This is a genomic window from Thalassotalea sp. G20_0, assembly GCF_017744175.1.
GTDB lineage: Bacteria > Pseudomonadota > Gammaproteobacteria > Pseudomonadales > Endozoicomonadaceae > Endozoicomonas.
The window spans coordinates 77,504-104,299 of the sequence record NZ_JAGHQV010000015.1 but is presented as its reverse complement, the minus strand read 5'-3'; the positions used below and the strand labels follow the sequence as shown (position 1 = coordinate 104,299).

Sequence of the window (26,796 nt, the reverse complement as noted above, 5' to 3'; positions counted from 1 at the left end):
ATGGCTGTATTCCAATAGTAAGAAGAAAATTCCAGGAGTGGAGAGTAATGGCCGAGTACAAAGCCCCCCTTCGCGACATGCGCTTCGTAATGTACGACGTATTCAACGTAGCTGAGCAGTGGGCTCAGTGGCCTTCTGTCAGTGAAACGGTGGATCAGGAAACTGCAGATGCGATTCTGGAAGAAGCCGCCAAACTGGCTTCTCGCACCATTGCCCCTTTGAACCGCCCGGGAGACGAAGAAGGGTGTCAATGGGATAGCGGTCAGGTAACTACGCCGGAAGGTTATAAAGAGGCCTACAAACTGTTCGCTGAAGGTGGTTGGAGCGGGCTGGGTGGTAATCCCGTTTATGGTGGTATGGGAATGCCCAAGGTACTTGCTGCCCAATTTGATGAAATGGTCTGCAGTGCCAGCCTGGCATTCACTCTCTACCCCAGCCTGGGGGCTGGTGCCTGTCTGGCGATTGATGCCCATGCTTCCGACGCGTTAAAAGAAGCGTACCTGCCGCAAATGTATTCCGGTGAGTGGGCGGGAACCATGTGTCTGACGGAACCCCATGCTGGCACGGATCTTGGCATCATCCGTACCAAAGCGGAAGACAATGGCGATGGCAGCTACGCCATCACCGGTACCAAAATCTTTATTACCGGTGGGGAGCACGATCTCACTGAGAATATTATCCACCTTGTGCTGGCCAAGCTTCCCGATGCACCTCCCGGGCCTAAAGGCATCTCATTGTTTCTGGTACCTAAGGTATTGGTGAATGACGACGGGTCTCTGGGTGAAAGAAATGCCCTTGCCTGTGGTTCCATTGAACACAAGATGGGCATTAACGGCTCCGCCACCTGTGTTATGAACTTTGATGGGGCCAAAGGCTATTTGGTGGGAGAACTGAATAAAGGCCTGAATGCCATGTTTACCATGATGAACTACGAACGCCTGTTTGTGGGGATTCAGGGGCTTGGCAGCAGTGAGATGTCCTACCAGAACGCACTCGAATATGCTCAGGATCGCATCCAGGGACGTTCCGCCAGTGGCGCTGTGCAAAAAGATAAAGCGGCGGACCCATTAATGGTCCATGGGGATATCCGGCGAATGCTATTGACTATGAAAGCCATGAATGAAGGCGGCCGGGCTTTCTCCACCTATGTGGCCAAACAACTGGATATTGCCAAGTTCAGTCAGGATGACCATGAAAAAGAGAAGGCTTCTGCCCTGGTAGCGTTGTTGACTCCCGTTGTGAAAGCCTTTTTAACCGATGTTGGGCTGGAAAGCTGTGTTGCCGGTCAGCAGGTGTTTGGTGGTCATGGCTTTATTCGTGAGTGGGGCCAGGAACAACTGGTCAGGGATGTGCGTATTACCCAGATTTACGAAGGAACCAACGGTATTCAGGCGCTGGATCTGCTCGGACGTAAAATTGCCCTGAGTGGTGGAGCCTACCTGGAAACATTCCTGAGTGAAGTTCGGGGCTCAGTGGACGCTAATGATGAATTTGCCAAAGAGCTGCTGACTGCGGTTGATAAGCTTGAGGAGCTGACGCGCAAACTTCTGGCGCAGTCGAAAAATGACCCCAATGTCATTAATTCTGCCTGTGTTGATTACCTGAATGCTTTTGCCTACGTTGCCTATGGCTGGATGTGGTCATTAATGGCGAAAACAGCAGCGAGCCAGCTTGCTGAAGGCAGTGAGGACCAATCCTGGCTGGAAGCCAAGCAGCTGACTGCCCGGTATTATTTCAAGCGTTTACTGCCTCGCTTTGAAAGTTCAGCGGCCGCTGCTCTTTCGGGAACTGAGGAACTATTTGCCTTATCTCCTGGTCAATTCTAATAGCAAGCAAGATCATTCCAGCTGAAACCAGAAAACCTCGCTTTGCGGGGTTTTCTGGTTTTTGGGTCTTTATTTTTCAGGATTACGGCCAATAAAAATAGAGAAATCTAGATGTTCTGTTGCATGGGTTATTAGGGCCTGTTGACGTTTCGTTGCGTGCTCAGCGTATCAGGGCGCTCCTATGACGAGGCGCGGCATTGCAGGAAGGCTGGTTGCCTTTCAAAATGCCGCAACGAAGACATAGGGGCGCCCTGATACGCCCGAAGGGTGGCTCAGAAAGGCACCATCTGCTTTGTCAGACTTGCTTGGCGTAGAATAACTACGCGCTGCACAAGTCTTTCGCGCATATGACGCCTTTCTGAGCCACTGAGCACGCAACGAAACGTCAACAGGCCCTAATGGTTCGCGTAATCTTTATTGAAATAAATTTTGGGGATACACATGACTCTCAGCTCAGCCTACAGGTCTTTATACCCGATATGTATCTATCTATTGATCATGACCCCCGGCAATAATGCCTATGGAATGGATGATGTTAAACCTCCGGTTTATGCCAGTAACTTTCTGTTAAAACAAAAAGATACAGGCCAGTGTCTGGTTGTAATGGATGAGCAGGTAGGCTGCAGCTCTGAAGAAAGCAGACTGACGGATGCCTGTGCTAATAGCAACAGGATAACGTTCGGGGTCTGTGATGAAAAACAACCTGAACAGAGGTGGAAGTTTGACTTCCAAAAGAAACGAATTCACTCATTGGAACGAAGTGCTGATCTGTGTTTGACCCGGCTGTCGAAACATCTGGCCATGGACGTTTGCCAACCAGCAAGTTTGCAACAGCTATGGTTTTTCAATCAACAGGATCATCTTTACAGCCGGGCTGATTATTTTGACCCTCTTGCGTTTGTAACACTCTTGCAAAGTCATACGGATACTTCACCGGTCTCGTTCCACTTTACTGACTCTGAAACGGGAGATGATCAATGCTATCTGAGTCCTTTTACCGGCAGGGTTGAGTGTGCAGGATTTGAAGTGGGTGAAGAGGCACTGAAACAACAGGAAGTTCAGTCCTGGCACTGGTCGGGCCAGTGGCCATGGCAGGCAACGCCAACAAAGCTGACAGAAGAGTTGCACCTTGGTGATTTCAGCAACAATCATTGTCTTGCGGTCACACAATGTCATATGGACAGTGTTGGACAGTACGATTGTTTTGGTGGGGCAAAGGTTCAGGTAACTGCCTGCCAATCTGTCAGTCATCAGGTCTGGCGCTATGACCTGGTGTCCAAAAAACTGTTTAATAAACAGGCCGGGGAGCAGTTCTGCTTAAGCTGGTCAGCGGGGAAACTGACACTGGAACACTGTCTGCCCGGTGCTGGTTCTCAGCAATGGTATTTTGCCCAGGGAAGAGGAAGCAAGTATCCGGAGCGAGGTCAACTGCGTTGGTTTACCAATTTAGAAGAACATTATGATTACGTTAAGGCACTTGATTTTGATCCCATAGTTAAATTTGAAATATTAAAGAAAGACATTCAGGGAAATGACTGCGGCTACGATCCCATTAATGGTCTTTGGAAAGGCTTATGTGCTAATTAGGCTATTTGATCAACAGGGTCATTCATAATTGCTGATCATAATTTAGAGATATCCACAAAGCGTTTGATACAACGGATACTACCGGGCTGATTGAACTTATTCCCGTCTATTTTATCTAATGGAATTCTCGGACAGCCTCTTAGTCCGGATATTTCATAAACGTGCTCCCTAAATAGTGAGGATAATCCTGTGGATTTGCTTGGCAGTGCTGCTGCGCGAGGCTATCAACGAACAGTATCGTCTGAGCGTGCTGAAACATCCGGGTTCAGAGAGGGGCGTGATGTCAGGGCCCATTCTGATTCTCCCGGTTTACCAGCCAGTTATGCGCCACCCGGCACTGAGCCATTACAGCGAAGCGTATCAGAGTATAACCTTGCCATTGTCAGAGATGGTATCAGAGGTTGTGTGGAAACGGGGAAGAAAGCCTCTCCCGAGTTTTTCATCTACCTGGAAAAGATCAAACCATTATTAGATGGCCTCCCAACTGAAGAGTCTCTCAAGGAAATAGGCGAATTATATAAACTTATCAATGAATGCGATTTCTTCACTGCAGAATTGAAAACCATGGATGACCTGAAAAAAAGGATAGCTTCCAGCTTTTTATCTTATGTTGAACAACAAAAAACAGAGCTGGTGAAACAACTGAAAACCTGTTTTAACCGCAGTAGCGGCGAAGCGGATCACTGTTATGAACAGCTTACTGGCAAAATCAAACAGCTTTTTTCTCAATTCACACCGCCAATGCAGGCGTTGTTGCATAATGTTGGTCCAACCATTGTGTCTGGTGAGTTGGATCAAGGTTTTAAAAAAAACCTGACTGACCAGCTCCGCAAAAATGTCAGCTCCGAACACCAGGTGAGAAATCAGAGTGCTGCCGTGCTGTCAGAGCTGGAAGAGTTTGCCCGCATTGCCAGAATGATTGTTGAACGTCAGGGAAAACACAAGCCAGCTGTAACGCAGAGTTATCTGGAAAGACTCTCAGTAATGATTGATCGATCGGTAAGAATGTCAGTGGCAGACAGCAGGTTGCATCTGGAGGCCCTGGAAATGATCGATTCAGCAATGATGGACACAATGGCAATAAGCCCGGGGCCGGATGCTGAAAATTATTGGCATCACATGCTTTTTGAGGCCGTCCTTAATCTTCGCTTTTCTTCCGAATTTATGGCTGCCTATCATCACCTGATTTCGCCATTACCACCACAGAAATGGGGTTTGGAAGAGCTGGAGGGGTTTATCACTTTATTAAGGTATTCCGGTCAGTCCCTCGGCTACTGTTCGCAAGAGTTTGTCTCATTACTTGCCAAAATGGATGGCACTGACAATGGGCAGCCTGCCAACACGTCAGTGGCAGCTGCCAGCGGTTATAATGACGAAGACGATTGCCGGGCCGTAGAGTCTGACGAAGCGCCGGGTGAAACTGAAAAAGGGTTAACCAAAGAGGACCGCAACAAGGAGCTGGGAAAATTTTTGCACGTTGTTGCTCTGGAAGCTTCAGGAGAGTTCTATTACTCAAACTACGATAAAAGCTATTCTGACTGGCACATAATTGTTGAAATGCTGCTCGGGCAGCGAGCGTTCACAAGCCCTTATGCCAGAAAGGCAATCAGGTTTATGGTTGATTTATCAAAAGGGGGGGCCAAGACTGCCAATTTGCATTTTTTCGATACTACTGGCAACAGAGCAAACGCACGCAGAACGTTAGAGCAGGTGATGAACCAACTCAGGCAAAAGCAACCGGACAAAATTGATATTCGGCAACATGGTTATTTCAGCAAGGTGTCCATCCAACTCTGGAAGGGTGGCCAAATATGCCATACCTGCCACGTGGCTGCGGTCACTGAATCCGGAGTGCCCTATGACAGTATGGCGATGGGGGCACAAATTTTGTGTGGCAGGGAGCTGATGAAAGAATTGTATACCTATCGGGATAGAGCCCTGGAATTTCGATATTACCAACCCATGAAGCTTGTTGCTCCTTAACCCGGATATTTTATAAACTGCCCCGAATCTCGCGAAGGACTTTGTTGGTCAGCAGAGATTGAACAATGGATGCTACAGAATTTATTTACAGACTCAATGATTACTTCTGAAGATTTCGTATCAGCAAACTGACACCTTCAGTTAACTCCCCAATGACATGGGGAGCATAAGCAATTTCCAACCATCGTTCTTTTTGCTGATGGGAAGAAGGATAAAATACCCAGCAAAGCTGCTCCTGCCATGAGCAATCGGATTCAAGATCATAGTGAATGCCGTATACCGGTAAGCTTCTGTTACCTATCTGTACTCCGTATCTGCCCTGCTCACTGCGGGTAGCAACAATGGTTCCTTCCTGGTTGGCTTGAATTTGATAGACCAGCGTGGGTTTCTCTTGGCTTTCGTCCTGGCTATAGACGGCGTGAGCCTTTAGCAGGCTGTTGATATAGTTCTGCAGGGCCTGTTTACGACCCTTGCCGGGCGTGTTTGCCGTCATCTGTCTGGCAAATGAATCCGACTCCTCTGTGACGATCATTTTCAGGCCATGCTTATCGGAGTAAATAGCTGTTGACGTCGGCTTATTACTGCTTGCGTTGATCAGCGCTGGAAAGATCAACAGCAGTAAAAGAAAGGCGTATTTCTTCATATCTTCAAAGGCCCTGAATTTATGATTTGTTATTTTTTCCCTGAAAGCCATTTCCTGACATTAAGCCTGCCGGGCTCACTCGGGAGTGACCCGCATCACTTCTTCTATGGTGGTCATTCCAGCGGCAACTTTCTGTGCACCTGATTGTCTCAGGCTATACATGCCTTCCTTGATACATTGTTGGCTGAGCAGTGTAATGTCAGGATTTTCATTAACCAGATCTTTAAGCTGAGGGCTCATGGTTAAAATCTCATAGAGGCCGGCACGCCCACGATAACCCGTTTCACGACAATCAAGGCAACCAACAGGCTGATAAACTTCTGAGGGTGCCGATGCTGGCCAGGGGTTTGTCAGGGCTTTCCAGCCACTGGTGTCCAGCGGCGCTTTCACTTTGCAATTCGGGCAGAGGGTTCTGACCAGGCGTTGTGCCATAACACCGAGCACGGTGTTTTTAATAAGATAAGGGGGAACACCAAGCTCAAGCAAACGGGTCAGGGCAGAGGGCGCATCATTGGTGTGCAGGGTAGAAATGACTAAATGCCCGGTCAGAGCGGCCTGAATTGCCATCTCGGCGGTTTCAAGATCACGGATCTCACCCACCATAATGATGTCAGGATCTTGTCTTAACAGTGCCCGAAGCCCTGAGGCAAAAGTCAGGTCGATGTTGTGTTGCACCTGCATCTGGTTGAAGGCAGGCTCCACCATTTCAATAGGGTCTTCGATAGTACAGACATTCACCTGATCTGTGGCCAGCTGCTTCAGTGTTGAGTACAGCGTGGTGGTTTTACCAGAGCCTGTGGGACCAGTCACCAGAATGATACCGTTGGGCTGGCCTGACATGGCTTTCCAGCGCCGTTCATCTTCTCTGGAAAAACCCATATCGCTGAATGATTTTACCAGCACTTCCGGGTCAAAAATCCGCATCACCAGCTTCTCACCAAATGCGGTAGGTAATGTGGACAAACGCAGTTCGACCTCATAGCCATCGGCGTTACGGGTTTTCAACCGTCCATCCTGCGGCTTGCGCTTTTCGGCAACATTCATACGGCCAAGAATTTTCAGGCGACTGGTCATTGCTGCGGCGACTTTGACTGGCATCTGATAAATCGAGTGCAGTACACCATCAATTCGAAAGCGGAGATTGCATTGTTCCCGGCGGGGTTCAATGTGGATATCGCTGGCTCTTTGTTCAAAAGCGTATTGGAGCAGCCAGTCAACAATATTGACGATATGCTGATCGTTGGCATCCGGAGCCTTCATGCTGCCCAGCTCCAGCATCTGTTCAAAGCTATTGAGCGAGGCAGAAGTGACACCAGCCTCCGAGCTGGCTCCCATCACTGACCGGGCCAGACGATAGAACTCGACGGTATAACGCCGGATATCGGTTGGATTCGCAACCACCCGCCGGATCTCCCGGCGATTAACATGGCGCAGATTGTCTTCCCAGATCCGATGCCATGGCTGGGCAGAGGCCACCACTATCTCAGTGCTGGTCACCTCGACGGCCAGGATCTGGTGTCGCATGGCAAAGGCATGGGACATGATGGGGGTAATGGCAGTAGCATCAATCTTGAGAGGATCGATGTGGCAGTAATCCTGACCAGCCAGTTCGGCGAGCCACTGACACAGGCGCTCAATATCCAGCTTGTTACCCGGATGACAAAGATCATCCAGCTCCAGGTCAGCAAGGTATTCCAGGGGGTGCAGACGGACCTGTTCAGGTGTGCGAGGGCGGCTGAGAATATCATCAGCTGTTGCCTGCTCTATATGCTTGCTTCTGACCAGGTCAGACACAACCATTGCCAGATCCAGCATTTGCTCCCTGTGTTGCAGGCCATCTGCTTTATTATTGTTCACGTGAAATACCGTTTGCAGCTGGAATTTCCTTATATTCTCTCTTTTTTTTCGGCGTGGGGACAAATGGATTTATTGTTTCAGTAAATTCCTGTCATTTGCCCGGCTCAGTGTTGCAATGCCTGTTGGCTATCAGTTGGAAACCTTGTTCAGCCTTGCTCTGGTCAGACGGGGTGAGTTCAAAGCAGCGCTGCAGGGCAGAGGCGATGGCCATCAGTGCAGACTCATCGCCTTCCATCAGCTCAAGCTCCAGTTCACAAATAGGGCTGGAACCAGTGCCTGACGTTACCGCCCCCTGATCCAGTGCCGCCTCAACCCTGGCAAAAGGGCTTTGCCAGACCAGTAGCCAGCGAGTGCGGTAGAAGTCGGTCGTAAATAGAGGTTTGAGCTGCTCTATCGATATATCACTGAGCTCAGCGGGCCAGACAGGCGGCAAAACCTGCCCGTCCAGTTTATTGGTGCGCAGCGGCCACTCCCATTCGCCCCGGCGGCTCAGGCCATTGATGCTTTCTCCCCGGGTTTTCAGAGTCTGGATATATTGCCCGTTAACTTCACGAATCCGCAAAGCCACCCTGGCCTGGTTGAGTCTCAGGTCCCGGGTATCAAAGTAGGTATTCCCAAGGTGAAGGGTTTCTGATGGCTGTACTGCATGTTCCTGCCAGAATGGGTGACTCTTCAGCGGCTCAATCTGATCGGCAGGCACAGAGAGCTTTAATTCGGTTTCCTGGCTCATTTTCTTATCCACAATGCGGTTGTCAAATTCTATCGGACGGAGAAATTATATAAAAATCATAGGTTCACGGGTAAAGGCACTCTGTGCTCTGTGCGCCAGCTGATGCACATCTGTGCAGGAGTTGAAACGGCCTTCTATAATCAGGCGTTCAACCGGATGGATTTGAAAAATGCCTACCAGCAACATACTGGCGAGTGTTTTCGGCCGCTCACCAATAGGACCTATTCAAAAGCACATTTCCACTGTTTACCAATGTGCGTTACAGCTGGAGCCATTCTTTCAGGCAGTGTTTGCCGAAGAGTGGGAGACAGCGTGTGAGGTTCAGCAGACAATCACCAAATTTGAGCACGAAGCGGATGCCATCAAGCGAAGTATCCGCCGGTCACTTCCCAAAAGCCTTTTTCTCCCCGTTCCCCGTACCGATCTGCTGGAAATCGTGACCGTTCAGGATAAAGTGGCTAACCGTGCCAAGGACATTGCAGGCCTTGTGGTAGGAAGAAAGATGGTTATTCCTGAATCCATGCACGAAGCATTCATTACCTATGTACGCCTTTCAATTGCCACAACTGCACAGGCATTGAAAGCCATTCATGAGCTGGACGAGCTTCTGGAAACGGGTTTTCAGGGGCGGGAAGTTGATCTGGTGGAAAAAATGGTTGAAGAGCTGGACAACATTGAGAGCGAAACTGACAAGGACCAGGTAAAAATACGCCGTATGCTGTTTGATCTTGAGCAAACGCTGCCACCGGTTGACGTCATGTTTCTGTATCAAATTATCGAATGGGTGGGCGATCTTGCGGATCGGGCTTCCCGTGTTGGTAGTTACCTCCAGTTGTTGCTGGCCCGTTAACTGAACCGGATGCAGACTGATGAGTATTATCGCTGAATATGGCACAGTTTTCCTGATCCTGGCCTGTCTGTTTGGGTTTTTTATGGCCTGGGGGGTTGGGGCCAACGATGTTGCCAATGCCATGGGGACGTCGGTTGGCTCCGGAGCCCTGACGGTTAAACAGGCTATTTGTATCGCCATCCTGCTGGAGTTCACCGGTGCCTATCTGGCGGGCGGGTCGGTCACTGAAACCATACGCAAGGGGATTATTGACCCATCCATACCCCTTCTGGCCGAGAATCCCAATCTGCTGGTATATGGCATGCTGGCTTCGCTGCTGGCTGCGGGCACCTGGTTACTGATCGCTACGCATTACGGCTGGCCGGTGTCCACTACCCACTCTATTGTCGGGGCCATTGTTGGTTTTGCGGCTGTTGGTATCTCTGCCGACACCGTCAGCTGGGGAAAAGTGGCAGCCATTGTTGGCAGCTGGGTTGTTTCCCCCCTGATGTCAGGGCTGTTCGCCTTCCTGATTTTTGTCAGCGTGCAGAAGCTGATTCTGGATACTGAAAATCCCTTCAGAAACGCCAAGCGCTATATGCCCCTTTATATGTTTCTGGTTGGTTTCATGATGTCGATGGTAACGCTGATCAAGGGCCTCAAGCATATTGGCTTGCCGCTGGATTATACCGAAAGCACCGTGCTCTCACTGATTATCGGGTTGGTCATAATGTTTATTGGCCAGATGGCGCTGGCAAAAATAAAGGAAGATATTCAGGCGGATATGTCGTTTCATTTCTCCAGTGTGGAGAAAGTCTTTGGGGTTATGATGATTTTTACCGCCTGTTCCATGGCCTTTGCCCATGGCTCCAACGATGTGGCCAATGCGGTGGGGCCATTGGCAGCGGTTGTCAGTGTGGTGATCAGTGGTGGTGAAATTGTCGGCAAGTCTTCCGTTCCGCCCTGGGTTCTGCTGGTGGGTGCTGTAGGTATTGTGGCAGGGCTGGCGACCTGGGGCTATAGGGTCATGGCTACCATAGGTTCTCATATCACCGAGCTGACACCCAGCCGGGGTTTTGCCGCAGAGCTTGCGGCCGCCTCTACGGTGGTAATGGCCTCCGGCACTGGCTTGCCGATCTCCACAACCCATACGCTGGTTGGTGCGGTTCTTGGCGTGGGGCTGGCCAGGGGGATTGGTGCTTTGAACCTGCGCGTTATCAGCACCATCTTTATGTCCTGGCTGGTCACTCTGCCAGCAGGAGCGATCCTGGCGATTATTTTCTTCCACTGCCTCAAGTTGATTTTTGGCTGAAGCCCCGGATTTAGTTTCCAATAAGGCCTGCCCTGTTTATCATCTTAAGAGACTCCCTTCATTAGACGGTGGTAATCAGGGTTATGAGCAGCCAGCAGCCAACATTTCAGCATGCACTTTCAAGATTGATCGAGATACCTTCTGTCAGCTCAACCCTTCCTGATCTGGATATGAGTAACCTGCCGGTTATCAATGAGCTGGCGGTGTGGTTGGAAGCGATGGGGTTTCAGTGTGAGATTCAACCCCTGCCCGGGGCTCCCCACAAGGCAAACCTGATGGCAACTCTTGGCAGTGGCCCGGGAGGCCTGGTACTGGCCGGACATACGGATACGGTTCCTTACAATGACAGCCTGTGGAAAAGTTCACCGTTTGCCCTGGAAGAAAGAGATGGCCGGTTTTATGGATTGGGCGTCTGCGATATGAAAGGCTTCTTTGCCCTGGTCATGGAGGCCGTTCGGGGGTATCTGGACAGGCCATTGAAAGCACCACTGATCATTCTGGCCACGGCGGATGAAGAGTCCTCAATGAATGGCGCTCGTGCCCTGGCGGAACTTGGTCGACCAAAAGCACGGTATGCTGTGGTGGGAGAACCTACCGGGATGCGACCTATTCATATGCACAAAGGCATTATGATGGAGCGTATTCAGATTCTCGGGCAATCAGGCCATTCCAGTAATCCGGCACTGGGTCGTAATGCCATGGAGACAGCCCACAAGGTGATCACTGACTTGATGCAGTTTCGCGCCGAACTGGCCGAGCGTTATCAGAACCCTGGCTTTACCATTCCGACCCCTACCTTGAACCTGGGTTGCATTCATGGTGGCGACAACCCTAACCGGATTTGTGGGCAGTGCCAGCTGGACTTCGATATTCGTATGCTGCCGGGGATGGACAGTGAACAACTGCGGCAGCAAATTCGGCAGAGGCTTTTACCAATTGCTGAAGCGGATCAGGTTGAGATCTCACTCGAAGCAATTACACCGGCTATTGAAGCTTTTGCCGGTCCTGAGAATTCGGGTCTGGTGGCTGCCTGTGAGAAGCTGACAGGGCATCAGGCAGAAGTCGCAGCATTTGCGACTGAAGCTCCATTCTTTAGCCGACTGGGTATGGATACCGTGGTATTGGGACCAGGTGATATTGATCAGGCTCATCAGCCAGATGAATACCTCGCACAGGAACGGATAAAGCCAATGATTGCTATTTTGCAGTCATTGATCAGACAGTACTGCTTATCTTGAAGAGAAGTACTGCACGATGTTCTTATAACCTGAGCATGTGATGCTCAGGGCGGCCTTTAATAGAGTGTGTCATGGATAAACAAGTGTGGCTTGCGTGAAAAAAAAGGAACATTCAGCAGACAACGTAGAAAAGTACGTGAAGTTTTTCCGTCAATCATCACCCTATATTCATGCCCACAGGGGGAAAACCTTTGTGATCATGCTCAGTGGTGAAACGCTGGCTCACCCCAACCTTGGTAATATCATCAGTGATATTGCACTGATGAGCAGCCTGGGTGTCCGACTGGTGCTGGTACACGGTGCCCGCCCTCAGATTGATGAGCGTTTACGGGAGCGGGGCATTAAAACAGTGATTCACCAGGGGGGAGCTGGCAATGGCAGACTGCATAATGAACGACGGGTTACTGACAGGCAGAGCCTTGAGTGTGTCAAAGATGCCGCAGGAAATATGCGAGCCCTGATTGAATCAAGGCTCTCGATGGGGCTGGTGAACTCGCCCATGCATGGTGCCAGGATTCGTGTTGTCAGTGGTAACTTTGTGACCGCCAAACCCCTGGGTGTGCTTGATGGTATCGATTTTAAGCATACGGGCGAAGTCCGGAAGATAGACAGTCAGGCCATCGATCATCTGCTGGACAGTGGTTATGTGGTCTTACTCTCCTGCCTTGGGCTTTCCCCCACCGGAGAGATTTTCAATATTGAAGCAGAGGAAGTGGCTACCCGGACCGCCATCAGTCTGCAAGCTGAAAAATTGATACTTTACGCTGAGCAGCAGGGGATTTTTGATCACCAAGGGAATCTGATCAATAGAATTTCTCCCCATGAGGCCATTAAAGAACTTGAGTCGCAGACTGGAGAGTCCAGACGACTGCTGTCCTCCGCCGTGACCGCTTGCTCCGATGGTGTCGAACGGGCTCAGATTATCAGCTATCAGGATGATGGATCACTGCTGATGGAGTTGTTTACCCGTGATGGTGCCGGTACGCTGATTTCCAGGGATCACTACGAAGAAGTCCGTGGAGCAACCATTGAGGATGTGGGCGGTATTCTTGAACTGATCCGTCCTTTCGAGGAAAAAGGCATACTGCGCCGTCGCTCCCGAAAAGAACTGGAACGGGAAATAAAGCTGTTCAGTGTCGTGTTGCTGGATGGGATGATCATCGGCTGTGCTGCTCTTCATCCGTACCATGAAAATGGTACCAGCGCAGCAGAACTGGCCTGTGTTGTGGTCCATCCTGAATATCGCGATGCACAGCGCGGTGATCGTTTGCTCGCCCATATTGAAGCGTTGGCAGAAGAACAGGGCATGAATGAAATCTACGTCATGACCACCCAGACTACCCATTGGTTTATTGAGCGGGAATTTGCTGAAGTTGCCTGTGATGATTTGCCGGCAGAGCTTAAAGCCAAATATAACCCCAAAAGGCAGTCAAAGGTTCTTATGAAGACGATAGGTTAACTGAAAACGGGCAAAAACCGGGTGGACTACTTCCCGGTTTTTTTACTGTCAGAAATCCACTGAAGGAATCGCTCACGGGTTGTTTCATCTGCCTGGTTGTACCAGTACTGCAGCATGCTTTCACTCATTGGCTGAGCCGTTGCCGGTGCTGGCATGACAGAAGGCCTGGATTGAGCAACCTGATATGAGACACCTTGCGGGTTAGCAATATAAACGGTTCCGGCCATTGCCCGAACAGCCGCCGGACTGTCAGACAGGTTAAACTTCTGGATATCCTCCACCGTGTCTCCACCGATTAACAGCCCGGATTTATTAAGCACGCTGAACTCAAAGGGAACCGTCTGACCTTTGGCATTGGTAATTGAGAATTGAGCCTTTGGCGACTGTGACAGTTTATCGGTATCTCTTGTTGTTTTCAGTCTCGGGGCATTAATGGTGTAGGTCTGATCGCCAGACAGCTCAAACGTCATGATATACGGGCTGGTGGTAAACATTTTGGTATCACCACCGTCCCTCACCAGCGTTTTCAGCTGAAATACCAACTGATGACGGCCATTGCCAAGAGAGAGGTCCTTCTTGCTGCCCAGATGATCGGCATCCTTACCATCAAGAACCAGCAGCTTTGTTTTCTCAGGCAGTACCAGTGTATTGTCAGCAATAACCGGCATGGCCAGAGTGGATATCAACAGAGCACCCAACAGACGACGTACAAACATAAGGCAGTGTTCTCCTATAGATAATCTATCGATTATAGGTTGGTACAACTACCGTTTCGTATTGTTGTTTTCCGAATTTTCGGGCCTGCGGGTCGCTATCGATGGCCAGTACATGGCTAAACCGGACCAATCGGGCGCTGATTGCCAATTGGGTGTTGAGGGGATTGAGAAGCGTTATATTTGCTACCAATAACATAAGTAATAATGCTGTGGAACAGCCTGAGAGTTTCTTCGTGCTTCTGGTAACTTCCTTCTCTTTGTGCTTTTTCAATCCAGGTTCTTAAGTCAAGCAGTTCGTCCAGACTATCGAGTTCTCTGATCTCCTTGAGTGCCAGGCCTTCTGATATTTCTCCTGTACGAAACCGGATAATCAGACGGCCACAGGGTTGGTTTCGGATAGAGTGCAAGAAATCCTCAGATGATAAACGCTGATGTTCATTGTGAGAATGCTGATTCGCTGATTCTCTCAAACCGGCAGCCTTTGGTATGTATCTGCGTTCCTGGCCTTCGGATACAGTAGAAATAACCCGTACACTATTACCAATCAGTGTTTTGGCTATTTGCTTGTTCCAGTTTGCGCTTTTTTCCTGAACAACACGATAGAATGTACCGAATGCACTGTTAATCTCCTGATCAAGCAACTGTTGTAAGGCGGCATGTTTAAGGATAATTATCGCGGCTTCTTCATCACTCATTGACTCATACGGCCCTTTGTTGAGAAGCTCACTTCTCTGTTTGGCTTCTTCCAGGCTGTTGCCAATTTTTTCCATTGATTTTATCGACCGGAGTAAATGATCAACCATTGGCTCCAATTCCTGTTTGGCCAGTGAGCGTAGCGTACCAACTTCCTCACGCCCTGTTCTTAGCCGTTTGCCAAACAGTTGTCTGGTATAATCAGACTGCTTTTTAATGATCTTTGCCATTCTCTTTTTATTAACTTTGGTATTTGCATGATCGGCAGCCATATCCGTAAAAAAGAAAGCCACATAGCACAAGACTCCGCTCAAAGTGATCTTTGGAGCTACAGGGGTTATATTGATGGTACTTCCTCTTTTTCCAGCTATTTTGAAAATTTTTACCAGGTTTTTATATAAGGTTCCTTTGACTTGGGTATAGAAAAAATCCTGAATCATACTTTTCAAAATCCCGGCTGATTTAAAGGCCGTAGATTCTTTTTTAGGCTCAATTCCCGAATTTTCAGAATCCGGATGACTTTCTGCTTTCCAAGCTGGATTCATCCAGTGAGGAATGATTTGCTGCATCCAGTTTTTGTTATTGGTTTTTATCTGGTAGCCGTGAATGGTTAACTTTTTGTTTGTGGTAACACTCTTGAACAGTTCTTCCCTTTTTTCAGAAGGCATATCTTTAAATTTTGAATTCCACAGGTCTTCCAGATCCTTTATATGCCGGTTTTCAAGAATGGTGCGGCTGATCACGACATTCTCGATAAGCTTGTCAAAGTAAAACAAATTGGCTTTCAGTTTTTTTCTTCGCTCAAAATACAGTGCTTTCTCTTTCTCTAAAGCAATAGACTCTGCCAGAGTCTTCTGTTCTTTTTCTGCCATTGTTTTGAGTTTTATTGCCTGCTTTTCGAGATCGGCATAAGCGTTGTATATCTGTGAAAAGGTTTTATGAGTGCATCGATAACGAAGTTTATTTATTAGCTTTTTTCTTTTCTTGTCGTTTGACTTATCAAAGTTGGTATAGTCAAAATCAGCGTATTTTTTTATTTGTTTAAGTCCTCTGACCATCCTGACCCTCCGCCAGAGTTCGGTACTGGAAGACCAGAAAGCGATGTAACCCAGATCAGTGATCAGTCCGACAGCTACGGCAATACCAATGGCGATTCCAGCGGGTGGGAAAATAGCTGTGAGGATGGCTCCAGTCAGTAAAATAAAGAAATTGTAAATCTGATATCGTTTGTTACGTAAGATATTTCTCTTTATTCTGTTGCCAACATCTTTAAGGTGTATATTTGCAAAAAAACGTTCTCCTGAAGCCAGTTGTTGAATATGTTTACGGTCTTCTTTTTCGATAAAATGACCTGTTCTCTTCGGCTCAGGTAGCTGAGGAAGTGGCGGTTGCTGATGATTGAGGGCTTTGCTGTCAATACTTTTTACTTTATTGTCGGTTGCTGATTTTTGTTCCTCAATGGGCAGGACCAGATTGTTTCGTAACTCTTTTTTAAACTCAAGCATTCGTTCAAAAGTGAACGTTTTTTCATCCTTTATGCCAACCTTTATTAATAAGTTTTTAATATATTCATATTGTTGCTCAGAATATATTCCATATTGCTCTCTTCCCTGAAGTTGTTGCTGCATGACTGGTAGCCCGGAGGTTTTTTCATACTGTATTGCCAGGCGAATTTTTCTATGGATATGCGGCAGTAGTACTTGTTGCAGGAAGCCTTCAGGTGGCGTTTTACCTTTACGTAAATACTCATAGGCCATATCCATGGTGCTGAGTTGAGTGGATTTGACGACAGCTTCCATCGTTTCTGTGCTGATAGCGATCTTTCCATCCGAAATACCCAGTCTGCCATCTTCTGATCGATGCAGCTTGATGTGGCCAGCATGCAGTTTTAATGCAGCAAGTACTTTCTGTGGGTTCTCAGGATTGTATTTGGTCAGATCATCAACCAGATCACTCACTTTCATTGAGGGGGCAGGGTGAATAAAGCGATTTATTTTTTCCTTACAGAAAGAGATTAACCGGTTATGCCAGTGCCTGGATTCAATATGCTCAGCCGCTTGAATGGTGGTCTCAACCGATTTTATTTCCCGGGTATCCGTGGCGTGTTGACCTTTACCGGGTTCGCATGGCGGGTATCCTGCGCGGTGCGAAGAGATATGATCTGTTGATGGTATCCGGGGCATTCCTCATTCCCTAAGGTAACCCTTATTCAAGGCTTGAATTGACTTATTGATTATTTGTAAAAATGATGCCTTGTCTGCCCAGCGAACAAGATAGACAACAGACAGTTTTTCCACGCAACATGACAAGCTGTTCAACTAACTATAGACAATCAGAATTGGAGAAAAGGGCATTTCCTGCATCTGAGGCGGCAGGAAATGTGGCTTATGCCAAGGAGGGGAAGAGGAAAAACGACAGGCGCTGATATTCAGGCCCTGTCGAGCACCAGGTAACTGTAAGTCAGTGGCTGCTCATCTTCTGATTGAGTGTCTTCCCGGGAGATTTCCCGCCACTCCTGCGGGTTGATGTCCGGGAAAAAGGCATCACCGTCAAAACTTTGATAAACCCGGGTCAGGTAAAGCCGGTCAGCCTGATCAATTGCCTGTCGATAGATCTGTTCGCCGCCAATGACCATGATTTCTTCGTTACCGTTGATCAGGTTAGCCGCCTCCGCCAGGGCAATCCCATCATCCAGGCTGTGAACTACACTGACTCCCTCGTGGTGCCAGTTGTGATCCCGGGTAATGACGATATTTGTTCTGCCTGGCAGAGGCTTACCCAGGGAGTCAAAGGTTTTCCGGCCCATGATCACAGGCTTTCCCATGGTAACCGCTTTGAAATAGCGCAGATCTCCCGGCAGATACCAGGGCATTTTATTATTGATGCCAATGGCGTTGTTGTCTGCCACCGCAGCGATCAGGGACAGTTTCATCCATGTTACTCCTTTTTTGAACCATACAGCTGTGAACCACAAAGACAACGCGTGTAAATCGGTGTGCCTTCCCGGTAGAAAATTTACGGCTTCGGGTTAAATACGCCAACATTCTTATGCCCTTCTTCCCGAAGGTGCATGGCATGCAGCTGGCTCATTACACCCCTTTCGCAGTAGAGCAGGTAATGTCGATTGTTGTCCAGCTCCGGGAAACGTGTGCGCAGCTGATAGAAGGGAATGATCACCACCTCGCGTCCGGGCATGGTGAATGGCTTTATCTCTTCTTCAGTGGGGTGACGAATATCGATAATCACTTCACCCTGATGAACTTCACTAACCACCTCAACTTCTTCCCGGGTCAGGTCATCCGCAATGATGTCGTGGATAGAGACCGTTCTCCGGCTTTGAATTGCATCTTCGAGTACATCGAAGTTGAACCGCTCCTCTTCTGCCACAATTCTCCCAACCTTGGCCCGGGTGGTGGGGTTTTTCGAGATTACTGCGCAGTATTCCGGAATATTACGAACAAATTCTTCAGTACCGATTTGTATGGATATATCGATGATTGCCTGCTTATCCATGGTAATCAGAGGCCGGAGCACCAGGGCATCGGTTACCGAGTCAATCACCGCCAGGTTTGGCAGTGTCTGGCTGGAAACCTGACCAATGGCTTCGCCGGTGACCAGTGCAGCCATCTCCATCTCTTTGGCCACCTTAGTGGCGGCCCTGAGCATCATTCGCTTGAGAATAACGCCCATCTGGGCGTTGTCCACTTTGGTCAGTATTTCTTCGACAACGCCTTCAAAAGGTATGGTAACGAACTTTACCTGGCGAGAAGAACCGAAGCGGTTCCACAGGTAGAAAGCTACCTCCTTTACTGCCAGCTCATGGGCATGCCCACCCAGGTTGAAGAAGCAGAAGTGAGTTCGGATGCCACGCTTCATGGTCAGGAAGCTCGACACCGTAGAGTCAAAACCGCCGGAAATCAGCGAGAGAACCGGCTCCTGAGACCCGAGGGGATAGCCACCCAGACCTGCTCCCCGCTTCTGTGTGATAAAATAGCGGTCATTTTTGATATCAATACGAACCGTTATTTCAGGATTTTTCAGGCTGACCCCTTTGGCTTCGGTCTGTTGGATAAGACCGCCACCGACAAATCGCTCTACCTCAATGGACTGGAAATCGTGCTTGCCGGTGCGGTTACAGCGAACGCAGAACGTTTTGCCCGCCAGTGTTTCTGAGTGAGCCTCAACGGCTTTTTCCAGAACATCGTCCAGGCTGACCAGCTTGTGCTCTGCCACCTGCAGCCAGTAGGCAATGCCCGGGATATGGCTTAACAGGTCACCGACCTCTGCCATCAGGATCTGATCATTGCTACCGGTCGTGACTTCTATATGATCCCATACACCGCAGACATCGATATTCTCATCCACACGCTTGAGAATGGTGCGAATATTTTTACGCAGCATTTTAATAAAGCGTTTTCTTACCGGGGCACTTTTAATGGTGATTTCCGGAAACAGTTTGATGATGAACTTCATGGATCAGGAGACCTTGTGGGCTGGCTAGTCAAGGCGGGTAGGACGGATAACTTAACCATTCGTTAACAGCGCATTATACCGAATAACCGAGAACTCTGGCACCCTTGTAGCACGTTGCAGGATGGCCCCGAAAAACCGGCTTATATGGACCGTAATCGGTATTTGTCTCTATGCCGGTAAGTAATGCTGCAAATCCCTTGTCAAAGGGGTTACACTGTCAGCCGCTGTTTGGTCAGATGGGTGTTGTAAAAGCTGCTTGCACTTATTTGGTGCGCTCATGGTTTTCTCTGCACCGAATCGGGCGGGCTTTTTCCGGATCTCGAGGTGCCTTGCATTGTTCAGGTGCGTGAGAATCGTGAGCATGTGTACTTTGAGCAGCCTGAATAGGATAAGGCAAGCAAAAACTGTGTGAACCGGTCTGGTATCTGGCTGTTTCCCGGTCTCTTTTTGCTCAATGTTTGCCTTTTTTCAGATGTTTCACTGTAAAGCACTGTTTTTGTCCATCCCATCTGATCAAGTTGCAAAATGTGGCATAGCTATTGCTCATGGTCCAGCAAGCGAATCTCCTGGCTGCTCGTTGGTGAGACAGCAAAGAGATTGATCAGTAAACCGCCTGATCTCATTGGTTGCCAGTGCGGTGTTTGTCCGGTTTTTTTGTCCTCCAGAGGGGAAATAATAAATGTCGAAGACTCTTAGCCTGATTAAGGAACATGACGTTAAGTGGGTTGATCTGCGTTTCACTGATACCAAGGGTAAAGAGCAGCACGTATCGATTCCCATTGGTGAAATAGACGACGAATTCTTCGAAGTCGGCAAAATGTTCGACGGTTCCTCTATTGCTGGCTGGAAGGGCATTAACGAATCCGACATGATTCTGATGCCAGATGACAGCACGGCTGTCATTGATCCATTCACTGAAGCCACCACCCTCAACCTGCGCTGTGACATCGTTGAGCCATCCACCATGCAGGGTTATGAGCGTGACCCACGCTCTGTTGCCAAGCGTGCCGAAGAGTACCTGAAGTCTACCGGCATTGCCGACACGGCGTTCTTTGGTCCTGAGCCAGAGTTCTTTGTGTTTGACGACGTTAAGTGGAGCGTTGATATCTCCGGTGCTTCTTACGAAGTGAATTCAGAAGAAGCGGCATGGTCTTCCAACGCCAAGTTTGAAGGCGGCAACATCGGTCACCGTCCAAAAGTGAAGGGTGGTTACTTCCCGGTACCACCGGTTGACTCCCTGCACGATCTGCGTGCCGCCATGTGTGATGCCATGGAAGCCCAGGGCCTTGACGTTGAAGTTCATCACCACGAAGTAGGTACTGCCGGTCAGTGTGAAATCGGTGTCAAGTTCAACACCCTGGTAAAGAAAGCTGACGAAGTTCAGATTCTGAAGTACGCAGTGCATAACGTTGCTCATGCCTATGGCAAGACCGCTACCTTTATGCCGAAGCCACTGGTAGGCGACAATGGCTCCGGTATGCACGTTCACATGTCTCTGTCCAAGAACGGTGAGAACCTGTTTGCTGGTGACGGCTATGCAGGCCTGTCTGAAGAAGCTCTGTACTACATCGGTGGTGTGATCAAGCATGCCAAGGCCATCAACGCCTTTGCCAACGCTTCTACCAACTCCTACAAGCGTCTGATCCCGGGCTTTGAGGCTCCGGTTATGCTGGCTTACTCGGCCCGTAACCGCTCTGCTTCTATCCGTATTCCCTACGTGAACAGCCCTAAAGCCCGTCGTATTGAAGTACGTTTCCCTGACCCCACTGCCAACCCATACCTGGCCTTTGCTGCCCTGATGATGGCGGGTCTGGACGGGATCAAGAACAAGATCCATCCTGGCGATGCGGCTGATAAGGATCTGTACGATCTGCCACCAGAAGAAGCGGCCGAGATCCCAACGGTTTCTGCCAGCTTTGAAGAATCCCTGGCTGCCCTGGACGCTGACCGTGAGTTCCTGACGGCCGGTGGCGTATTCACAGACGACATGATCGATGGTTACATTGAACTCAAGAAGGAAGAGTGTCTTGCCGTTAGCCAGACAACTCACCCGGTAGAGTTTGATCTGTACTACTCTGTCTAAACCATCATCCAAGACCGGATAAGTCGTTGTTTAACCTCAAGCCAGAGCGAAAGTTCTGGCTTTTCTCTTTCTGGTGATCTCTGTAAATGCACGACTGAATGGATGCAGGTGGCAGACGCACACAGGGGCCATTACCGGGAAGCAATAACCAGCATACGTTTTCCCCGTTACTACCTGTTAAAAAGTCTTGGTAACTATTAAGCTAACCAGTGCTCAACACGATATAAGCCGGATATGACTTCACTAAGGCAAGAGGCTCATGAATATAAAAAAGGCAATGGTTTGGTCTTTTCTGGCGGTGATTCTGCCTCTGGTATCAGTGAACTTTGCGTTTGGCACGATTTATAAAACAGTGGATCAGGACGGAAATGTGATCTTTACTGACTCCCGACCTGCGGATCAGCCCAGTGAGGAAGTCAGGTTACGCCCGATTACGCCAATGTCTCCAGCACCGGAGAATAAGCCTGAATTACCAAAACCTGCTCAAAAAGTGAGCAAGAAGCCCTACGGCAGACTGCAAATTATAGAGCCAGCCAATAATGCTACGGTGCGTAACCAGGGAAATTTCACGGTAAAAATTGTTACAGCGCCAAAAATCCTTGATGGTCACAAAGTTCGTCTGCTGCTTGATGGTAAGGTGGTGGCGGGCCCCAAGCGAAATTTAACCTTTGAACTCGAAAATGTTGAGCGTGGTACCCACAACCTTGCCGTGGAGATCATTGATAACCAGGCCAAAGTCATACAGTCGTCCAGCAATACGATCCATGTCCATCGAACCTTATTCATTCCCGCAGTATCTATAAACCCTCCTGCCTCCTGACGGCTGCACCAAAAAAGGGAGAGTGAGTTATAGGCTTTACTCCCCACGTTTTCAAATCAGCCCATAGTCTCGCTAATTTAAGCTCCATAAACCTGGTGCTCTGATTACATGAATGCACTATTATGGTGCAATTACAGCTGGCAAGTTGGAATTAACGTTTGAACATCTTTTCGATGGTACGCGATATGGCCCGGATAGATGCAATATAAGGCAGGTTAGAAGTTTCACTGTAAAAAGTCTGGCTTGCCATCAATGGTGGTTTGGTTTTTGCATTAACGATAGCCAATACCGTTTCTCATCAGATTCAGGTCAACAGAGCCTGAAATATAAAAGTAATAACAATACCTGACCATGAAGCAGCTTTTACCTGGCTCTTTAGAAGAGATAATCCCTGAAACAGGAACTATGCAAAACATCATTCTGGATAACCTGAATACCGTGGTAATGGTGCTTGACCGGGAGTTCCGGGTGATTACCCTGAATCCGGCGGCAGAAACCCTGCTGGATACCAGTTTGAAAAGGATTTTGAACCAGCCGGTAACCACGGTGATTCCTGAAGAAAACTTCAAGGCTGATCTGGATCGCAGTCTGTCTCAGTATCAGCAGTTTACCCGTCGGGAAACCGACTTTCCCATCAATGGGGAGATGATCAATGTGGATTACAGCATTTCACCCATCACTTGCGGGGAAGCAAGGCTGCTTCTGGAAATCAATCCCCGTGACCGGGTTCAGAAAATTACCCGGGAAGAGTCACTGATCGCCAAGCAGGAAACCTCCAGAATTCTGGTTCGGGGCCTGGCCCATGAAGTAAAAAATCCATTGGGTGGTATTCGTGGCGCAGCTCAGCTTCTGGCCAGGGAACTGGATGACCAGGGACTGAAAGAATTTACCGGGATTATTATCCAGGAAGCTGATCGGCTGCGTGACCTGGTCGACCAGATGTTGGGGCCGCTTCAGCCACCAAAGATGGAAGACCTGAATATTCATGAAGTACTTGAAAGGGTGATGCAGTTAATCAATGCCGAAACCGGTGGAGAACTCAGGCTCAAACGAGACTACGACCCAAGTATTCCCGATATACCGGGTGACTTTGAACGCATGATACAGGCCATTCTGAACCTGGTGCGCAATGCCATGCAGGCCATTGATCAGGCCATGCCGCGATCTGAAGGCCTGATCACCCTGAGAACCCGTATAGCAAGACAATTTACCATCGGTACCGAGCGACGGCGGCTGGTTTGTCACTTGTCCATTATTGATAACGGGCCAGGAATTCCGCCTGATCTGATCGACAATATTTTCTACCCCATGATCAGCGGCCGTGCCGATGGAACGGGCCTGGGGTTACCCATGGCACAGTCCATCATCAGTCTGCATCAGGGATTGATTGAGTGTGAGAGTAAGCCGGGTGAAACCATTTTTAACGTGTTCTTACCCATCACCAGAGAACCGCTTTCGCTGGATATGACACAGGAGTGAGGTATGAGTTTGAGTTCCAAAGTCTGGATCGTGGATGACGACCAGGCAATACGCTGGGTTCTGGAGCGGGCCCTGAATTCAGCCGGTATCGAAACACAATCCTTTGATGCGCCGGAAAAAGTGCTGGCTGCGCTGGAACACAGTGAACCGGAAGCCCTGATCAGTGATGTCCGGATGCCGGGCATGAACGGTTTGCAACTGATGAAGGCGGTTCATGAACGCAAGCCGGATATTCCCGTTATTATCATGACGGCGCACTCGGACCTGGACAGCGCCGTGTCTTCCTACCAGAGTGGTGCATTTGAGTACCTGCCGAAGCCTTTTGATATTGATGAAGCGGTAGCGCTGGTCAAGCGCGGTCAGGAGCATCGCCAGCAACAACTGGCTGAGGCGCAGGTTCCGGAGGCCTCCCTGCAACCGGAGGAGTCTACGGAGATTATCGGTGAAGCCCCGGCCATGCAGGAAGTGTTTCGTGCCATTGGCCGCCTGTCGCACTCCAACATCACCGTATTGATTAATGGTGAATCCGGTACTGGTAAGGAGCTGGTGGCCAGGGCCCTGCACCGCCACAGCCCCCGGGCGGACCGATCTTTTATTGCCTTGAATATGGCGGCGATTCCCCGGGACCTGATTGAGTCTGAACTCTTTGGTCACGAAAAAGGCGCATTTACCGGTGCCGGAGGCATGCGTCGTGGGCGTTTTGAACAGGCCGGTGGTGGTACTCTGTTTCTGGATGAAATTGGCGATATGCCCGCCGATACCCAGACCCGCCTACTGCGCGTGTTGGCCGATGGCGAATTTTACCGCGTGGGTGGGCACACGCCGGTTAAAGCGGATGTGCGAATTATTGCAGCGACCCATCAGAACCTTGAAAAACTGGTGGCAGAAGGCAAGTTCCGTGAAGACCTTTTTCACCGGCTGAATGTTATCCGGGTACATCTGCCAAAGCTTAAGGATCGTCGTGAAGATATTCCACGACTGGCACGCTTCTTTCTGGACAAGGCAGGCAAAGAGCTTGAAGTGGAACCGAAAATCCTGCACCCGGAAACGGCCAGTTACATCAGCACCCTGGACTGGCCCGGTAACGTCCGGCAGTTGGAAAACACCTGTCGCTGGTTAACCGTGATGGCCTCTGGCCGGGAAGTGCTGGTATCTGACCTGCCCCCAGAGTTTACGGATAAGGGAGACAGTGACCTGGGTTCGGTCACCGGCTATGGCAGCTGGCAGCAACTGTTTCGCCAATGGTGTGATCGTGAGCTGGCAGCGGGTCAGGTCGGCATCCTTGATCAGGCGGTGCCAGCCTTTGAAACCATTGTTATTGAATCTGCACTGGCCCATACCGGAGGCCGTAAAAAAGATGCAGCAGAATTACTGGGATGGGGCCGGAATACGCTTACCCGGAAGATCAAGGAGCTGAACCTGGAGCCCTCTGGGCCTCTGGAAGAACCCTCAGCGCCCATAGAAGAAGAGCTGGTTGGTTAAAAAGCTTACTCCTGATATAAGGAATTTTGACAGGACGTAAGGTTAATAGTTCGTATTTCACACTGCCTATACTGAAAACAGGATGTAGCAGTAAGGCAGTAGTATCATGGAACGGACTCTATCTTTGCGCCAGGGAATTGGCGCACTTTTCTTATTCGGTATATTTACCGCCACTTCGTTGACAAACGTTAAAGCAGCCACCCAGGGCAAACTGGGTAACACTTCCACCGGCTCATTTTCTATCACACTGATTGTTTACCCGTCCTTGCAATCTCAGGTTGCCATTGTGGATGAGAGTACAACGGATGAAAACGGTAATCCGGTTATTATCCCAACCAGCACGTTGAGTTTTGATCGCCCGGTTTCCCTTTGTGTTTCAGGGCGTGGTTTATCCCAATTCAGCCTGGCTTCCAGCGGTGCCGACGGTGTTGATTTAAGAGTCTCTGAGCCAGCGGGAGAAACCCGGATTACCGGGCAGCCCTCCGCCATGTTTGGTGTTGAAAACGACTGCCGTAACAGCAGCCGACAATTGATTGCCCAGCCGCTAACCGGCTTTCAGGGTTCAAAAAAGCCTGCGACGTTATTGATCCATGCCGAGTAAGGATAAGTTTCAGGCAACTTTGGCAATAAAACCCATTTGAGATTATTTTTCGTGGCAATAGAATAGGGGAATATTGTTCATCCCCTGTCGTCTCAAACTTTCCTGGGTTATGCAGCGAAGTTTGGCCCGGGGCAAATCGGAATCTCCATTATATGTTAATGAAACGCCTTGTCCGTGGAGCCTGCCTGCTGGCCACTCTTATCGCCAGCTCACAAGTGCTGGCAACCATGTCTCTTGATCGTATGATCGTCTACTTCAAGCCAGACCAGCTGCCACGGCAGGATGTGGTGGTCTCCAATCCGGATAAAGAAAATCTCTACCTGCAAACCGAAGTGTACAACGTCATCAATCCCGGTACGGAGCAGGAAGAACGTATTCGGGTGACAGACCCTAATGACATCAAACTGCTGGCCACACCGGGAAAAGCTATTATTCCGCCCAATGGCCGTAAAACCGTAAGGTTGGTGAGTCTGGAAACCCCTAAAGATAAAGAGCTGGTCTATCGGGTAACCTTCCGTCCTGTGGTTGGTGACCTGGAAGCCAAACAAACCGCCATCAAACTGCTGGTAGCCTATCAGGCCCTGGTCTTTGTCCGTCCTCAGAACCCTGAGTATAAAGTGGACGGTAAATTAGATAATGGCAAAATGACGTTTACCAATAGCGGCAATATCAACGTGGTGCTTCGTAATGGAAAATACTGCACCAGTAATGCACAAGAGAGCTGTACTGACCTGAGCGACGGTACTCGTATTTATGCCGGTGAAAGTTGGGAGATGCCTCTGCCGGAGGGTGCAGCCAAAGGCAAAGGGTTTATTCAGTATGGCCTGTTCGATGGTGAGTTTGAGGAGACACAGAAGTTTTCTCTGTAAATACAGGCGATTTGTCGCTTGGTGACACTCCTGGTGGGATGATTCGAGAGTTCCCTAACAGAACGCTCTGGCATCCTGCCTTAATCCCGGGAACAGGATTACCTGAGACCCGAAAA

General features: G+C 49.3%; 20 protein-coding genes. 13 read left to right on the top strand and 7 right to left on the bottom strand.

The window, feature by feature from the left end; all coding sequences use genetic code 11:
* The first annotated feature begins 47 nt into the window (after window positions 1–47).
* The 3 genes from J7438_RS11290 (at window position 48) to J7438_RS11280 (ending at window position 5,396) form a co-directional block, all read left to right on the top strand.
* On the top strand, window positions 48–1,826 hold the full coding sequence (locus J7438_RS11290; protein ID WP_209201996.1) for an acyl-CoA dehydrogenase C-terminal domain-containing protein: 1,779 nt from the start codon (window positions 48–50) through the stop codon (window positions 1,824–1,826).
* A 441-nt stretch (window positions 1,827–2,267) separates the two neighbouring features.
* A complete protein-coding gene (locus J7438_RS11285; RefSeq protein ID WP_209276612.1) occupies window positions 2,268–3,413 on the top strand; it encodes a hypothetical protein in 1,146 nt (381 codons plus the stop codon).
* A gap of 189 nt (window positions 3,414–3,602) precedes the next feature.
* On the top strand, window positions 3,603–5,396 hold the full coding sequence (locus tag J7438_RS11280) for a hypothetical protein (protein ID WP_209276611.1): 1,794 nt from the start codon (window positions 3,603–3,605) through the stop codon (window positions 5,394–5,396).
* A gap of 100 nt (window positions 5,397–5,496) precedes the next feature.
* Here the strand turns inward: J7438_RS11280 and J7438_RS11275 are convergent, their stop codons facing one another.
* From J7438_RS11275 to J7438_RS11265, 3 genes are all read right to left on the bottom strand, one after another.
* A complete protein-coding gene (locus J7438_RS11275; protein WP_209276610.1) occupies window positions 5,497–6,039 on the bottom strand; it encodes a hypothetical protein in 543 nt (180 codons plus the stop codon).
* Between the two features lie 75 nt (window positions 6,040–6,114).
* On the bottom strand, window positions 6,115–7,896 hold the full coding sequence (gene tfpB / locus J7438_RS11270; RefSeq protein WP_353620124.1) for a type IV pilus assembly ATPase TfpB: 1,782 nt from the start codon (window positions 7,894–7,896) through the stop codon (window positions 6,115–6,117).
* 91 nt (window positions 7,897–7,987) lie between these two features.
* Entirely contained in the window at window positions 7,988–8,626 is a 639-nt protein-coding gene (locus J7438_RS11265) for a CYTH domain-containing protein (protein ID WP_209276609.1), read from the bottom strand.
* A gap of 169 nt (window positions 8,627–8,795) precedes the next feature.
* Between J7438_RS11265 and J7438_RS11260 the strand changes: the two genes are divergently transcribed.
* The 4 genes from J7438_RS11260 to argA all read left to right on the top strand — a co-directional run bounded on the left by J7438_RS11260 (window position 8,796) and on the right by argA (window position 13,464).
* Window positions 8,796–9,476: a TIGR00153 family protein gene (locus tag J7438_RS11260; protein WP_209276608.1), complete on the top strand. Its 681-nt coding sequence runs from the start codon at window positions 8,796–8,798 to the stop codon at window positions 9,474–9,476.
* 19 nt (window positions 9,477–9,495) lie between these two features.
* Window positions 9,496–10,767: an inorganic phosphate transporter gene (locus tag J7438_RS11255; protein WP_209202003.1), complete on the top strand. Its 1,272-nt coding sequence runs from the start codon at window positions 9,496–9,498 to the stop codon at window positions 10,765–10,767.
* 83 nt (window positions 10,768–10,850) lie between these two features.
* Window positions 10,851–12,005, top strand: coding sequence for an acetylornithine deacetylase (gene argE, locus J7438_RS11250; RefSeq protein WP_209276607.1), 1,155 nt, complete (start codon window positions 10,851–10,853; stop codon window positions 12,003–12,005).
* Window positions 12,006–12,090: 85 nt separating this feature from the next.
* A complete protein-coding gene (argA, locus tag J7438_RS11245; RefSeq protein WP_353620123.1) occupies window positions 12,091–13,464 on the top strand; it encodes an amino-acid N-acetyltransferase in 1,374 nt (457 codons plus the stop codon).
* Window positions 13,465–13,490: 26 nt separating this feature from the next.
* On the opposite strand, the gene J7438_RS11240 is transcribed toward argA, so the two are convergent.
* The 4 genes from J7438_RS11240 to thiI form a co-directional block, all read right to left on the bottom strand.
* A complete protein-coding gene (locus tag J7438_RS11240; RefSeq protein ID WP_209276606.1) occupies window positions 13,491–14,180 on the bottom strand; it encodes a YccT family protein in 690 nt (229 codons plus the stop codon).
* A 116-nt stretch (window positions 14,181–14,296) separates the two neighbouring features.
* The gene (locus J7438_RS11235) at window positions 14,297–16,837 is read right to left on the bottom strand and encodes a hypothetical protein (protein ID WP_209276605.1); all 2,541 of its coding nucleotides are present in this window, start codon (window positions 16,835–16,837) and stop codon (window positions 14,297–14,299) included.
* Between the two features lie 464 nt (window positions 16,838–17,301).
* Entirely contained in the window at window positions 17,302–17,805 is a 504-nt protein-coding gene (locus J7438_RS11230; protein WP_209276604.1) for a dihydrofolate reductase, read from the bottom strand.
* 83 nt (window positions 17,806–17,888) lie between these two features.
* The gene (gene thiI, locus J7438_RS11225; RefSeq protein WP_209276603.1) at window positions 17,889–19,346 is read right to left on the bottom strand and encodes a tRNA uracil 4-sulfurtransferase ThiI; all 1,458 of its coding nucleotides are present in this window, start codon (window positions 19,344–19,346) and stop codon (window positions 17,889–17,891) included.
* A gap of 679 nt (window positions 19,347–20,025) precedes the next feature.
* Between thiI and glnA the strand changes: the two genes are divergently transcribed.
* The 6 genes from glnA to J7438_RS11195 all read left to right on the top strand — a co-directional run bounded on the left by glnA (window position 20,026) and on the right by J7438_RS11195 (window position 26,680).
* Window positions 20,026–21,429: a glutamate--ammonia ligase gene (glnA, locus tag J7438_RS11220; RefSeq protein ID WP_101746446.1), complete on the top strand. Its 1,404-nt coding sequence runs from the start codon at window positions 20,026–20,028 to the stop codon at window positions 21,427–21,429.
* A 259-nt stretch (window positions 21,430–21,688) separates the two neighbouring features.
* Window positions 21,689–22,249, top strand: a complete 561-nt coding sequence (locus tag J7438_RS11215) for a DUF4124 domain-containing protein (RefSeq protein WP_209202010.1) — start codon at window positions 21,689–21,691, stop codon at window positions 22,247–22,249.
* A gap of 405 nt (window positions 22,250–22,654) precedes the next feature.
* Window positions 22,655–23,728, top strand: a complete 1,074-nt coding sequence (gene glnL / locus J7438_RS11210) for a nitrogen regulation protein NR(II) (RefSeq protein WP_286196533.1) — start codon at window positions 22,655–22,657, stop codon at window positions 23,726–23,728.
* A gap of 3 nt (window positions 23,729–23,731) precedes the next feature.
* The gene (glnG, locus tag J7438_RS11205) at window positions 23,732–25,210 is read left to right on the top strand and encodes a nitrogen regulation protein NR(I) (protein WP_209276601.1); all 1,479 of its coding nucleotides are present in this window, start codon (window positions 23,732–23,734) and stop codon (window positions 25,208–25,210) included.
* A 178-nt stretch (window positions 25,211–25,388) separates the two neighbouring features.
* Window positions 25,389–25,811, top strand: coding sequence for a hypothetical protein (locus J7438_RS11200; RefSeq protein ID WP_209276600.1), 423 nt, complete (start codon window positions 25,389–25,391; stop codon window positions 25,809–25,811).
* 158 nt (window positions 25,812–25,969) lie between these two features.
* On the top strand, window positions 25,970–26,680 hold the full coding sequence (locus J7438_RS11195; protein ID WP_209202014.1) for a fimbrial biogenesis chaperone: 711 nt from the start codon (window positions 25,970–25,972) through the stop codon (window positions 26,678–26,680).
* The last annotated feature ends 116 nt before the right edge of the window (window positions 26,681–26,796 follow it).

Excerpts from the sequence above, each read along its gene's own strand:
- J7438_RS11290 (WP_209201996.1), top strand. The coding sequence starts at position 48 with ATGGCCGAGTACAAAGCCCCCCTTCGCGACATGCGCTTCGTAATGTAC.
- J7438_RS11285 (WP_209276612.1), top strand. The coding sequence starts at position 2,268 with ATGACTCTCAGCTCAGCCTACAGGTCTTTATACCCGATATGTATCTAT.
- J7438_RS11275 (WP_209276610.1), bottom strand. The coding sequence starts at position 6,039 with ATGAAGAAATACGCCTTTCTTTTACTGCTGTTGATCTTTCCAGCGCTG.
- J7438_RS11265 (WP_209276609.1), bottom strand. The coding sequence starts at position 8,626 with ATGAGCCAGGAAACCGAATTAAAGCTCTCTGTGCCTGCCGATCAGATT.
- J7438_RS11260 (WP_209276608.1), top strand. The coding sequence starts at position 8,796 with ATGCCTACCAGCAACATACTGGCGAGTGTTTTCGGCCGCTCACCAATA.
- J7438_RS11255 (WP_209202003.1), top strand. The coding sequence starts at position 9,496 with ATGAGTATTATCGCTGAATATGGCACAGTTTTCCTGATCCTGGCCTGT.
- argE (WP_209276607.1), top strand. The coding sequence starts at position 10,851 with ATGAGCAGCCAGCAGCCAACATTTCAGCATGCACTTTCAAGATTGATC.
- J7438_RS11240 (WP_209276606.1), bottom strand. The coding sequence starts at position 14,180 with ATGTTTGTACGTCGTCTGTTGGGTGCTCTGTTGATATCCACTCTGGCC.
- J7438_RS11235 (WP_209276605.1), bottom strand. The coding sequence starts at position 16,837 with ATGAAAGTGAGTGATCTGGTTGATGATCTGACCAAATACAATCCTGAG.
- J7438_RS11230 (WP_209276604.1), bottom strand. The coding sequence starts at position 17,805 with ATGAAACTGTCCCTGATCGCTGCGGTGGCAGACAACAACGCCATTGGC.
- thiI (WP_209276603.1), bottom strand. The coding sequence starts at position 19,346 with ATGAAGTTCATCATCAAACTGTTTCCGGAAATCACCATTAAAAGTGCC.
- glnA (WP_101746446.1), top strand. The coding sequence starts at position 20,026 with ATGTCGAAGACTCTTAGCCTGATTAAGGAACATGACGTTAAGTGGGTT.
- J7438_RS11215 (WP_209202010.1), top strand. The coding sequence starts at position 21,689 with ATGAATATAAAAAAGGCAATGGTTTGGTCTTTTCTGGCGGTGATTCTG.
- glnL (WP_286196533.1), top strand. The coding sequence starts at position 22,655 with ATGCAAAACATCATTCTGGATAACCTGAATACCGTGGTAATGGTGCTT.
- glnG (WP_209276601.1), top strand. The coding sequence starts at position 23,732 with ATGAGTTTGAGTTCCAAAGTCTGGATCGTGGATGACGACCAGGCAATA.
- J7438_RS11195 (WP_209202014.1), top strand. The coding sequence starts at position 25,970 with ATGAAACGCCTTGTCCGTGGAGCCTGCCTGCTGGCCACTCTTATCGCC.